Annotated in this window: 12 protein-coding genes; 6 read left to right on the plus strand and 6 right to left on the minus strand. The window is 64.9% G+C overall.

Features of this window, described 5'->3' with window-relative positions; translation table 11 throughout:
- Positions 1 to 126: 126 nt before the first annotated feature.
- The 5 genes from CKO23_RS14490 to CKO23_RS14510 form a co-directional block, all read right to left on the minus strand.
- The gene (locus tag CKO23_RS14490) at positions 127 to 369 is read right to left on the minus strand and encodes a hypothetical protein (protein ID WP_200332396.1); all 243 of its coding nucleotides are present in this window, start codon (positions 367 to 369) and stop codon (positions 127 to 129) included.
- Positions 341 to 1,588: a flavodoxin-dependent (E)-4-hydroxy-3-methylbut-2-enyl-diphosphate synthase gene (gene ispG, locus CKO23_RS14495; RefSeq protein WP_200332398.1), complete on the minus strand. Its 1,248-nt coding sequence runs from the start codon at positions 1,586 to 1,588 to the stop codon at positions 341 to 343. Before ispG ends, CKO23_RS14490 begins: the two co-directional genes overlap by 29 nt.
- 84 nt (positions 1,589 to 1,672) lie before the next feature.
- The gene (locus CKO23_RS14500) at positions 1,673 to 2,527 is read right to left on the minus strand and encodes a DUF4743 domain-containing protein (protein ID WP_200332400.1); all 855 of its coding nucleotides are present in this window, start codon (positions 2,525 to 2,527) and stop codon (positions 1,673 to 1,675) included.
- Positions 2,528 to 2,631: 104 nt separating this feature from the next.
- Entirely contained in the window at positions 2,632 to 3,432 is an 801-nt protein-coding gene (gene mazG / locus CKO23_RS14505) for a nucleoside triphosphate pyrophosphohydrolase (protein ID WP_200332402.1), read from the minus strand.
- 51 nt (positions 3,433 to 3,483) lie between these two features.
- Positions 3,484 to 3,834 (minus strand): hypothetical protein, encoded by a 351-nt coding sequence (locus CKO23_RS14510; protein WP_200332404.1) that lies wholly within the window; start codon positions 3,832 to 3,834, stop codon positions 3,484 to 3,486.
- A 282-nt stretch (positions 3,835 to 4,116) separates the two neighbouring features.
- On the opposite strand from CKO23_RS14510, the gene CKO23_RS14515 reads away from it, so the two are divergent.
- The 6 genes from CKO23_RS14515 (at position 4,117) to pyk (ending at position 9,661) form a co-directional block, all read left to right on the plus strand.
- A complete protein-coding gene (locus tag CKO23_RS14515; RefSeq protein WP_200332406.1) occupies positions 4,117 to 4,536 on the plus strand; it encodes a hypothetical protein in 420 nt (139 codons plus the stop codon).
- Positions 4,537 to 4,832: 296 nt separating this feature from the next.
- Complete coding sequence (locus CKO23_RS14520; RefSeq protein WP_200332408.1) at positions 4,833 to 5,645, plus strand: TOBE domain-containing protein; 813 nt, start codon at positions 4,833 to 4,835, stop codon at positions 5,643 to 5,645.
- Positions 5,646 to 5,762: 117 nt separating this feature from the next.
- Entirely contained in the window at positions 5,763 to 6,506 is a 744-nt protein-coding gene (gene modA / locus CKO23_RS14525) for a molybdate ABC transporter substrate-binding protein (protein ID WP_346014613.1), read from the plus strand.
- A 189-nt stretch (positions 6,507 to 6,695) separates the two neighbouring features.
- Positions 6,696 to 7,364 (plus strand): molybdate ABC transporter permease subunit, encoded by a 669-nt coding sequence (gene modB / locus CKO23_RS14530; RefSeq protein ID WP_200332417.1) that lies wholly within the window; start codon positions 6,696 to 6,698, stop codon positions 7,362 to 7,364.
- Positions 7,365 to 7,456: 92 nt separating this feature from the next.
- Complete coding sequence (locus tag CKO23_RS14535) at positions 7,457 to 8,110, plus strand: flavin reductase family protein (protein WP_242482447.1); 654 nt, start codon at positions 7,457 to 7,459, stop codon at positions 8,108 to 8,110.
- A gap of 102 nt (positions 8,111 to 8,212) precedes the next feature.
- Positions 8,213 to 9,661 carry a pyruvate kinase gene (pyk, locus tag CKO23_RS14540; protein ID WP_200332419.1) on the plus strand — a complete coding sequence of 483 codons (1,449 nt, stop codon included), beginning with the start codon at positions 8,213 to 8,215 and terminating at the stop codon, positions 9,659 to 9,661.
- A 74-nt stretch (positions 9,662 to 9,735) separates the two neighbouring features.
- On the opposite strand, the gene CKO23_RS14545 is transcribed toward pyk, so the two are convergent.
- Positions 9,736 to 10,638 (minus strand): alpha/beta hydrolase, encoded by a 903-nt coding sequence (locus tag CKO23_RS14545; RefSeq protein ID WP_200332421.1) that lies wholly within the window; start codon positions 10,636 to 10,638, stop codon positions 9,736 to 9,738.
- Positions 10,639 to 11,080: the final 442 nt, after the last annotated feature.

Raw genomic sequence — 11,080 nt, forward strand, 5'->3', positions numbered from 1 at the left:
TCAGGTGTGTTCCGGGAAACAAGATCCTCATGGACCGGGCCGGGAGGCAGCGTCCAAGGCTCAGCCAAGCCCTGGGGCCTGCTCGGGTTGGTCCAACCGACAGACATCGCCTTGGATCAGGTGATCTCAGGAACCGTCCATCTTCTGCGTCCTGATTCGACCCTGGTGACGAAGCTCCAGCTTCGTCACCCGCGAGACGAAGCTCCGCTTCGCGAACTCGAGGATCAGCGCCCGGATGGACCCGGTCAAGGGTCTGAAGCCGCCGACGTCGTGAAGCAGAACTTCATCGCTGAGGTCACGAAGCTGGAGCTTCGTGACCAGAAAACCGACGGAAATCGCCTCAGCGCCCAGCATTGCCGCGATCGCCATAACGGGTGTCGATGTACTCGTCGACCATGCGCTTGAACTGCTCGGCAATCCCCTCGCCCTTGAGCGTCGCGACCTTTTCGCCATCCACATAGACCGGCGCCGACGGCCGCTCGCCGCTGCCAGGCAGACTGATGCCGATGTTCGCGTGCTTGCTTTCCCCCGGCCCATTGACCACGCAGCCCATGACGGCGACCTGCATGGTCTCGACGCCCGGATACTGGGTGCGCCAGGCAGGCATCTGCTCGCGCAGATAGCTCTGGATGTTCTGTGCCAGGTGCTGGAAGGTGTCGCTGGTCGTGCGCCCGCAACCCGGGCAAGCAGTGACCATGGGCGCGAAGGAACGAAAACCCATCGACTGCAGGATCTCCTGCGCCACGACGACCTCGCGCGTGCGCGCCTCGCCAGGGGCTGGAGTGAGGGAGACGCGAATGGTGTCGCCGATCCCCTCTTGCAACAAAACGGCCAGGGCCGCCGTGGAGGCGACAATGCCCTTGGAACCCATGCCCGCCTCGGTCAGGCCAAGGTGCAGCGCGTAGTCGCCACGCTCGGCAAGCAGGCGGTAGACGCCGATGAGGTCCTGCACCCCGCTCGTCTTGCAGGACAGGATGATGTGGTCCTTCGGCAGACCCAGCTGGACGGCGCGATCCGCGCTCGAGATGGCGGACTCCACCATGGCCTCGCGCATGATCTGATCGGCATCCTTGGGCTGAGAGGAACGCGCGTTCTCGTCCATCATCCGGGCCACGACCTCTTGGTCCAGGCTGCCCCAGTTGACGCCGATGCGCACCGGCCGATCGTAACGGCACGCCAGCTCGATCATGGTCGCGAACTGGCTGTCCTTCTTCTCGCCCTTACCCACGTTGCCGGGGTTGATGCGGTACTTGGCAAGCGCCTCCGCGCACTCCGGGTAGTCGGTCAACAAGCGGTGGCCGTTGAAATGGAAGTCGCCCACCAGGGGCACCTTGCAACCCTGGGCGTCGAGCGCCTCGCGGATGGCCGGGACCGCCTGGGCGGCAGACTCGTGATTGACCGTGATGCGCACCAGCTCGGAACCAGCCAGCGCCAGCTCGGCGATCTGCTGGACCGTGGCTGCCACGTCAGCGGTGTCGGTGTTGGTCATGGATTGGACGACGATGGGTGCTTGTCCGCCAACAGTGACCTGGCCGATGGCCACGGGAACTGTCCTACGCCGTTCTATGGAGTGTCGAGTTGGGCTCATGGTGCCTTTTCCGCCGATGCGATCTGCTGAAGCTCTATTCTGGCAGTGGATGATGACTGGTAAATAGACGGTCTTTGCCTGGTTTCAGGGCAGCGGTGAACGCAGTCCCTGGATCAGCTCCAGGTAGTCGGGATCCGTCTGCGGGATCAGGCCATGCCTGATGAGGAAATCGATGATGACGAGGTTGCAGTTCAGCTTGAATTCGTCGCTGTCGCGCACGAGATCGCGGACCTCTTCCACCGGCATGCGATAGAAGGCCTCGACCTCGCCGTCCGTGCACTGGGGCTGGAAATCCTCGGGCAGCTCCAGGTCGTAGCAGTACATGACGTCCGGCTTGAGTCCGCGATCGGAATCCCGACAGTAGGTCACCGCGCCGACAGGCAGGGCGCGGTCGGCCAGCGCGCGCGGCATGCCGGCCTCTTCATGGCACTCCTTGCGCAGATTCTCGACCAAGCTCAAGCCGTGGGGCAGTCCGCCGGCGACCAGGTGATCCAAGCGTCTCGGATAGAGACGCCGATCCGCCGAGCGCCGGCCGATCCACATCTCGATGCCATGCGCGGTCCGCACGAAGCCATTCAGATGCTGGCCGAAGGCGCGCATCCCGAAGAAGGGCGCACAAGCGCGGTCGATCAGACAGCGCGCCTGCTCCCGATTGCCCGCGGTGACGGGATAGAGTTCGCCATGCAGGTGGCTCAGAAGCCCCTCTTGCTCCAGACGATCGATCAGCTCGGCCAGGACCGCGCTGCGCGCGTCGAAGTCGGCGGGTGCATTCACCCATTCGACGCGCCCTGGCTCGACCGCAAAATGCTCGGGCCAGCGACGCAGGTGATCCGCCGCCGCTCGGCGCAGGCTGCCGATGCGCTCGCCAGCGAGCAGAAAGGGCACGAAGGCGTCCGGGTGCCAGGCGTTGCAGGCGCGAATCTTATCCAGAAAGCTCATGGATTGCGTGCGGATCGATCGTCAGCGTGGACGCGCATGGTACGAGAGGACATTTTACGAGAGAACATTTTACGAGAGGACAGCGTGCGAGAAGACAGCCGCATCTACTTCTCCCTGTCCTTGGCCAGACCCCACTGGATCTCCATCTCCTCGCGCTGATCAGGCCCTGGCTCCCGACCCTGCGCTCTGAGGGCGGTTTCCACCTGACCGAAGCGCCGCTCGAACCGATGATTCGCCGCCCGCAGCGCCTGCTCCGCGTCCACACCCATATGGCGCGCCAGATTGACACAGGAGAACAGCAGGTCGCCGACCTCATGGACCCGCTCGGTCGGATCGGCATGGTCTGCCAGCGTCTCGCGGCACTCCTCCAGCTCTTCACGGACCTTCTCGAACACGCCCGCGATCTCATCCCAATCGAAGGCGACGCGCGCCGCGCGACGCTGCAGCTTCTCGGCCCGCACCAGGGCCGGGAGCGCCTGGGCGACACCAGAGAGCACGCCCTTGGGGGCCTGATCGCCCTTCTCGGCACGCTCGGCGGCCTTGATCCGCTCCCAACGGGCGTGGACGGCATCCGCATCCCCGAGCTCCGTGTCCCCGAAGACATGCGGATGGCGGCGCATCATCTTGTCGCAGATGGACCTCACGACCGCGGAGAAATCGAAGATCCCCTGCTCCTCGGCCATGCGCGCGTGAAAGACAACCTGCAACAGCAGATCACCCAACTCGTCGCGCAACCCAGGCATGTCGTCCTGCTCGATGGCCTCGGCGACCTCGTAGGCCTCTTCGAGCGTGTAGGGCAGGATGCTGCGGAAGGTCTGCTTGAGATCCCAGGGGCAGCCGCCGTCCGGGTCGCGCAGGCGCGCCATGATGCCGAGCAGGTCGTCGATCGAAGGCGTGTCAGTCATTGAATTCAGTCGTTGAACGATCAGCGGACGGGACCTCGGTTTCGCCAAGCATCATGCGTAGCCATCGAAAAGCACACCAAGCAGCACCGCACCGATTCCGCCCCATTTCCAGTAGCCCCGCGGAATTCCGATGATCTCGTCAGGCTTGGAGGCAGTCGGATCCTTGAGGATCGCACTCAGATGCGGCCCAGCCAGGAGCCACGGCAAGAAGCCGAAGATCACGGGAACCGACAGCCATAAAGGAATGGGCTCATTGAGCAACAGCACCACCGCCGCCACGGGCCAGAGAAGGATGTAGGCCGCCGTCGTCTTGGCGTCCCGAGACTTGCTCGCACTCCAAGCAAAGGCCCAGACGGCGCTGGCGCCCCAGGCAACGGCAATCACGATGATGACGAGCCGCATGATTCCAGTCTCGTAGGGGTTCGACGCTAAGGAGATTGGCCGCTGGGGCTCTGGGAGCACGCTGCGCCGCGCGGAGTTGGGCGTTCAGCCGAGAGCGCAAGCAGCCCGAAAAAGATCGCGGCTTCGCGTATCCCCAGAGCCGCGCTCAGTACCCGCCGCATGTTAACGGATGCGGGCCGCCCCGGTCCACGGCCGCGCCTTGGATGTCAGAAACAACCATGGCGTGCCTATTGCTTGGCGTTTGGGATGCATCGAGCAATCCAACAACCGCGAGGTTCCGCGATGACCGATCCACGCCTCATCATGTATCACAAGCAATCCACCAGCGCCCGCACCCGCTTCCTGAAGTTGGGCTATGGCGGCGTCTGCGGCTTCGCGGCGCTGCCGAGCGAGGCCGAGCTGGCGGAACGCAGCATCGACGACAGCAAGCTGGTCGCGCACCCGGCATGCCTGCTGCGCGACGCCGAAACGCGCCTTGGTCTGCCCAGCGGCAGTCTGGAGGCAGAAAAAGGCTATCGCTGCAGGGTCAGTTCACCCGCGGGGGCAACCGAGGTCTTCCTCGCCCGCTTCACCACCATCGACCCGCCATTCGAGGAGGCCGCGGCCCAGGGCGGCGCCTTCATCGACCTGACCCAGGCGCGCGGCCTACCCCCGGTGGAGCTCGGCTTGCTGCGACTGGCCTACGAGAAGATTCTGGGCTGACGAGACAGGTTTCCGGTTGCGCGGGTTTCCGGTTGTATCGGTTTCTGGTTGTACGATCTGCCTCGCAACCCGACATCCTGTCGGAAAGATGACAAGGCCAGCGAATCGCAAGGCCCATCGCCGACGCCCGTCGCACCGATCCTGGCACGCCCCTGATCCAGCGTCCCACCAGCTCCAGCCCCAAGGCGCGCCACATCCAACAGCTTCCGCCAGACTCACACATCCACACTTGGCCCAAAATTCGCTATTTCACTTGTGATATAACGCACGTCCGCCAACCAGTCGACGAGCCAGACATGCCGCATCGCATCGATCAAGACCTGGATACCAGCGCCAAACTGCAGCTGGAGATGAACCAGAGCCGCTTCGCCGGGCACGGGCGCATCGACCTGCTCCGCCGGATCGGCGAGACAGGCTCGATCTCACAGGCGGCGAAGTCGATTCGCATGTCCTACAAGCAGGCGTGGGATGCGGTCGATGCCATGAACAATCTGTCGGCACAACCGTTGGTCCGGCGGCGGACTGGGGGGCGGCATGGTGGGGGGACGGAACTGACTGACGAGGGGACGCGGCTGATCGCCGTGTATGAAGCCGCGGAGCAGGAGCATCTTCGCTTTCTCGAGCGGCTCGGCAAAAGCATCAAGGACTTCGATCACTTTCACACACTCTTGGGAATCTTGAACATGAAGGTCAGCGCGAGAAATCATCTGCGCGGTATTGTCACCAGCATCAAACCCGGCGCCGTCAACGCCGAGGTCACACTGGACATCAGCGGAACCCCATTGGTCGCCATCATCACGGAGGAAAGCGTCAACACGCTCGGCCTCAAGCAAGGCGCGGAGGCATTCGCACTCATCAAGGCATCGTTCGTGATCCTCTGCACGGAGGACGGAGGACTCAAGACCTCCGCCCGCAACCGGCTCTGCGGCACCATCGATCACATCACCGAAGGGGCCATCAACTCCGAGGTGATCCTCGCGCTCGATGGCGGTGCGCGCATCGCCGCCATCATCACCAACGAGAGCGCCAGGGAACTCGATCTCAAGGTCGGCGAACGCGCCTGCGCCCTGATCAAAGCCCCGCACATCATCCTCGCCGTCAGCGATTGAGCCAACCGGCAGGCCGGCCAGCGTGCCGGCCAAGCCGGACGTACGTACCCAGCGTTATATCGTTTTCAATATGACGCCGGGACACTCAGCGTCCCCGAACCGATCAACAGGAGAACCATGATGAAAGCCCTAAAGACCACCCTCGCCGCGCTCATCCTCGCGGGCGCGAGCGCAAGCGCCCTGGCCGACGAGGTCAAGGTCGCCGTCGCCGCCAACTTCACGGCGGCCATGAAAGACATCGCGCGGGACTTCGAGAAGGCGACCGGCCACACCCTGCAGGTCAGCTATGGCTCGACCGGCAAGCTCTATACCCAGATCGAGAACGGCGCCCCCTTCGAGGTCTTACTCGCCGCCGATCAGAAACACCCCAAGCGCCTGGTCGATGCCGGCAAGGCCAGCGACCCCTTCACCTATGCGGTTGGCAGGCTGGTGCTCTGGAGCGCGGATCCGGAAATGATCAAGGACGGCGCCAAGGTTCTCACGCGCAACACCTTCAACAAGCTGGCGATCGCCAACCCCAAGACGGCACCCTACGGGGAGGCGGCCATGGAGGTCATCCAGTCCTTGGCGATCGGCGAAATGCTCACGCCCAAGCTGGTGACAGGCGACAACATCGCGCAGACCTACCAGTTCGTCGCAACCAAGAACGCCGAACTCGGTTTCGTCGCCAAGGCCCAGATCGCGCTGAACACCACGGGCTCCAGCTGGGAAGTCCCCCAGGAATTCTATCGCCCGATCCGCCAGGACGCCGTGCTGCTCGCGAAGGGTAACGACAACCCAGCCGCCAAGGCATTGATGGACTATCTGAAGGGCGATGCCGCCAAGGCCGTCATCGAGACCTACGGGTATGGGGTAGAATGACGCGCTCATGCCCTGAATGATGCGTGACGGATGGGGCGAGCGGCCGGGCAAGGCGTCTCGGGTTGACCCAGCCGTCTCTGGCCGCTCCGACCATGCCCCATCCGCGCGACGCATTCCTTGAGACGCATCGCCGGGTTGCGCGTCGCCCGCCCCATCCGATTCAGATCACTCGACCGGAAACCTGCTCACGTGACGCTCGACCTCGAGCCCGTCTGGCTCACCCTCAAGCTCGCCACCCTCACCACCGCCGTGCTGCTGGTCGTCGGCACGCCGATCGCCTGGTGGCTGTCGCAGACGCGCTCGCGCATGAAGCAGGTCGTGGCGACCCTGGTCGCCCTGCCCCTGGTGCTGCCGCCGACGGTGCTGGGCTTCTACCTGCTGCTGCTGCTCGGCCCGGCGGGTCCAATCGGCCAGATGACCACGGCGATCGGACTGGGCACCCTGCCCTTCACCTTCGGCGGGCTCGTGGTCGGATCGGTCATCTATTCCATGCCCTTTCTGGTCCAGCCAGCCTATAACGCCTTCGAGGCCATCGGCAGCCGCCCCCTGGAGGTCGCCGCGACACTGCGCGCCTCGCCTCGGGAACGCTTCTTCAACGTCGCCCTGCCGCTCGCACTGCCCGGCCTGCTCTCGGGCGCCATCCTCGCCTTCGCCCACACGGTCGGCGAGTTCGGCGTCATCCTCATGATCGGCGGCAACATCCCCGGCGAGACCAAGGTGCTGTCGATCGCCATCTACGACCACGTCGAGTCCTTGGAGTGGACCCAAGCCCACTGGCTCGCGGGCGGCATGGTGCTCTTCGCCTTCCTGGTGGTGCTGGCGATCAACATCCTTGGCCAGCGGATGCGCAAGGTCTGAGCAGGGGCGGGAGGTTCGGCTCGCCGAACCGTTCAGCGCACTGATGGAAAGCGCGCGCCTTTGCACGGCGAACTGGTAGACTGGCGCCACTGATGGGGTCTGACGCCGAGCTGATCCGCGGACTTACGAAGAGCGCCTTTCCGATGCGGGATCATCCCAACCTGACGCCGCAAACCGCGGCGGCCATCGAATCCGTCTTTCACCTGTACGACCCGCCACTCTGGTTGGTAACCTCCCGCGCCGGCGAGCGGCGCGGTGGGCTGATCGCGAACTCCGCGACCCGCGTCTCCATCGTTGCCGAACTGCCGCGCATGCTGGTCGCCATTGCCAAGCACCATCACACCTGGGAGCTGATCGAATCGTCCGGCCGTTTCGCGCTGCATCTGCTACCCTCCGCCCACCTCGACGCGGTCTGGCGCTTCGGTGTCGCGACCGGACATGTCACGGACAAGCTCGCCGGGCTGGATCTGGGCGAGACGCCGGACGGCAACCCCCTCTACCCAGAGGCCGCCGCCTGGTTGGACTGTCGCGTCGAAGCCCGCTTGGACACCGGCGACCGCACGGCCTATCTCGCGGAGATCCTCGGCGGCCGCACGCTGACCCAGGGTCCGGTGCTCACCCTCGCTGGCCTGCTGCGCGGGGCGCCACCCGAGCGTCGGGCCGAGCTCGATCGACTCTATGCCAAAGACCAGGCGATCGACGCCGCCGCCATCCAGGCGTGGCGACGCGAGACCCGACGGGGTTGAGCTGACTGCGTCGTCACGCACGACACTCACGCGTCAGGACCTGGCTCCCGCATTCACCGATTGCAGTTTTTTCGATAAATGTACCCTTTGGAAGAAGTCATCATGCAGTTACCTGACCACAAGACGAAGATCGTGGCCACCATCGGTCCGGCATCGGATTCACCGGAAATGCTGGTCCGGCTGATCCTGGCCGGCCTGAACGTGGCGCGTTTGAACTTCTCGCACGGCGATCCGGAGTACCACGCCGAGATCATCGGGCGGATCCGCAAGGCCGCCAAGGAGACGGGGCGGCGCGTCGCCATCATGGGCGACCTTCCTGGCCCTAAGATGCGCATCGGCGATCTCAAGAGCGAGCCCATCGAGCTGCAACGCGACGATACGCTGACCCTGACCACCGAGGATATCCTTGGGGACAAAGACAGGGTCGGTATCAGTTTCCCGAACCTGCCAGAAGCCGTGCGACCCGGTGACCGGCTCTATCTCAACGACGGCTTCATCCTGCTCAAGGTCGTGGAGGTCGAGGGCACCGATATCCGCTGCAGCGTCCGTGTCGGCGGCGAGCTGTCCTCGCGCAAGGGGCTCAATCTGCCGGGCATCGATCTGGGCATCAGTGCCTTTACGGACAACGACCGCGAGTGGCTCGGCTTCGCCGCGAAGCATCGGCTCGACGCCGTCAGCCAGTCCTTCGTCGCCGCCGAGGAGGACATCCTCGCGGTGCGTCAGGCCGCCGCCGACATGGGCTACGCGCCCTTCATCATCGCCAAGATCGAGCGGGCGGACGCGCTCGACAACCTCGAGCGCATCCTGATGGCCGCCGACGGCATCATGGTCGCGCGCGGCGACTTGGGCGTGGAAATCCCCATCGAGCGCATTGCCGTCGTGCAGAAGCAGATCACGGAGCTGGCCAATCACCATGGCAAGCCGGTGATCACCGCGACCCAGATGCTCGAATCCATGGTGATCTATCGCCGCCCGACACGCGCGGAGGCCACGGACGTCGCCAACGCCATCCTCGGCGGGACCGACTGCGTGATGCTCTCGGCGGAGTCCGCCATGGGACGCCATCCGGTGGAGGCGGTCGCCATGCTCGCCGGCATCGCCGCCCAGGTCGAGCCGGAGCGCAGCAAGCAGCCCTTCGTCCGCACCATGGGTGGCTTCAATGGCAGCGCGAGCACGCGCGCCGTCGATCTCATCGCGGCCAGCGTCTATCACACCATCAACGACAGCGAACCCAAGGTCGTCGTGGTGCCGACCCAGTCCGGCAGCACCCCACGCAACGTCGCCCGCTTCCGCCCACCGGTGTGGATCATCGCCTTCAGTCCGAACGACGCGACCTGCCAGTCGCTGCAGTTCTCCTATGGGATTCACGCGGTTCAGGTCGATTCGGATCGTCCCGACTGGTCGAGCTTCGCCCGTCAATGGCTGCGCGAGCGCGGGGTCGAGACCGGTCTGGTGCTCCTGACGCAGGGGCCGACGGCGGACAATCCCTGCGGCAACTACCGCATGGAAATCCTCGAGCTTGGCTTGCAGCCGGGCGTACAGTGCCCCTGATGGGTTCGCCGGACGCGCAAGGAGCGCGGCCGGCGCGTCTCATCCCGCCCCACTGACCCGCGTTCAGAGCGGGTTCAAGCGCACTTGGCGTGTTGGTTCGAAACCCCGCCCGAGCGCGCCCCGCAATGCTCACCGAGGAATTCCACCAAGGCGCCGACATGCCGCTCGATCTCATCCACCGAGTCATGTCCCGCGCCCTCGATCTCCAGCAGGCGGGCATCCGGGGTACGGCAGTTGGCCAGGATGCGACGGGCATCGGCGACCGGCACGGTCTGATCCTCTTGACCATGCACCAACAGGATGGGGCAGGCGATCCGGCGCACACTGTTCAGCGGCGCGATGGTCTGGAAGCGGTGTCCGATCACCCATTCCACATAGCGGCTCGCCACCCGCGCGATGGGGCGCGGCAGGTGCAGCTGGCGCAGTGCCTCCGCGGTCACCTGGGCCGGATCCGCGAAGGCGGCCAGACTGATGACCGCCATGATGTCCGGGTTCCGCGCGGCCTCGAACAGGGCCGCGCCCGCCCCCACCGAATGCCCGAGCACGGCGACCCGAGCCGCCCTGCCTGGATGATGGCGCTTGAGCCAGACGATGGCCATGCCAAGATCCTCGGCGAAGCGCGGCAGGGATGAGAAGCCATCCGCATCGCTCCGACCGTGATTGCGCGCATCGAAGAGCAGCAGATTGAAGCCCGCCGCCTGCAGTGGAACGGCAAGGGGCAACATCAACTCGGCATTGCCGCCCCAGCCGTGCAGCACGACGAGGGTGCAGGTGGCGCCCGGCGCCGGCAGCAGCCAGCCGAACAGGTGTCGCTCGCGGACCGTGGGGATGCGGACCACCTCGAAAGCGAGACCGGCATCCCCCGGCGAGCCGGTTTCCCGGCGACGCGGCGCGCGAAAACCAAGGTGCACGCCCGCTGGAATGACGGCGGTCGCGAGCAGGATCACGAGCCCGACGGTGGTAACAGTGACGCTCATGCGCGATTCCCCTCATCGTCGCTGCTAAATTCGTCGCCGCTACTCAATTCATCCTCGGGGAACCTGGACCGAAAAGGGGCCTTGGTCATCGGTTGGTTGCGCCAGGCAAAGCCTGGAAGGAGAGGAAGATAGCGGACGGATAAGCGAATCGGAAACTCCTTGTTGCGGCCCACCGGGTGAAAGTCCCGAGCCGGTAAGGATTGGCCATCCACCGGAACCGAGTGTGGCGTGGTTCGGGAGTGATCCCGGCTGCGAAGCGAACACAGGGGGCGTGTAGGCTGTGTGATAGAGCCCCGAAACTGATGCCAGCGGAGCCGACGCATTCCAATCACCGGAAGGCAACAGTCTCGGCATTGTACTGGCCTGATGCCGAGACTCCGCCGGGGTCTGAGAGCAGGGCATGCACGCACGGGTCGCCCAGGAACCTGGGAGGGCTCAGTCG

The sequence above is a fragment of the Thiocystis violacea genome, assembly GCF_016583565.1.
Lineage (GTDB): Bacteria > Pseudomonadota > Gammaproteobacteria > Chromatiales > Chromatiaceae > Thiorhodococcus > Thiorhodococcus violaceus_A.

Bases quoted from the DNA above. Each gene is read 5' to 3' on its own strand.
- mazG (WP_200332402.1), bottom strand. From the start codon at position 3,432: ATGACTGACACGCCTTCGATCGACGACCTGCTCGGCATCATGGCGCGC.
- CKO23_RS14490 (WP_200332396.1), bottom strand. From the start codon at position 369: ATGGCGATCGCGGCAATGCTGGGCGCTGAGGCGATTTCCGTCGGTTTT.
- ispG (WP_200332398.1), bottom strand. From the start codon at position 1,588: ATGAGCCCAACTCGACACTCCATAGAACGGCGTAGGACAGTTCCCGTG.
- pyk (WP_200332419.1), top strand. From the start codon at position 8,213: ATGCAGTTACCTGACCACAAGACGAAGATCGTGGCCACCATCGGTCCG.
- CKO23_RS14535 (WP_242482447.1), top strand. From the start codon at position 7,457: ATGGGGTCTGACGCCGAGCTGATCCGCGGACTTACGAAGAGCGCCTTT.
- CKO23_RS14510 (WP_200332404.1), bottom strand. From the start codon at position 3,834: ATGCGGCTCGTCATCATCGTGATTGCCGTTGCCTGGGGCGCCAGCGCC.
- CKO23_RS14515 (WP_200332406.1), top strand. From the start codon at position 4,117: ATGACCGATCCACGCCTCATCATGTATCACAAGCAATCCACCAGCGCC.
- modA (WP_346014613.1), top strand. From the start codon at position 5,763: ATGATGAAAGCCCTAAAGACCACCCTCGCCGCGCTCATCCTCGCGGGC.
- CKO23_RS14520 (WP_200332408.1), top strand. From the start codon at position 4,833: ATGCCGCATCGCATCGATCAAGACCTGGATACCAGCGCCAAACTGCAG.
- CKO23_RS14500 (WP_200332400.1), bottom strand. From the start codon at position 2,527: ATGAGCTTTCTGGATAAGATTCGCGCCTGCAACGCCTGGCACCCGGAC.
- CKO23_RS14545 (WP_200332421.1), bottom strand. From the start codon at position 10,638: ATGAGCGTCACTGTTACCACCGTCGGGCTCGTGATCCTGCTCGCGACC.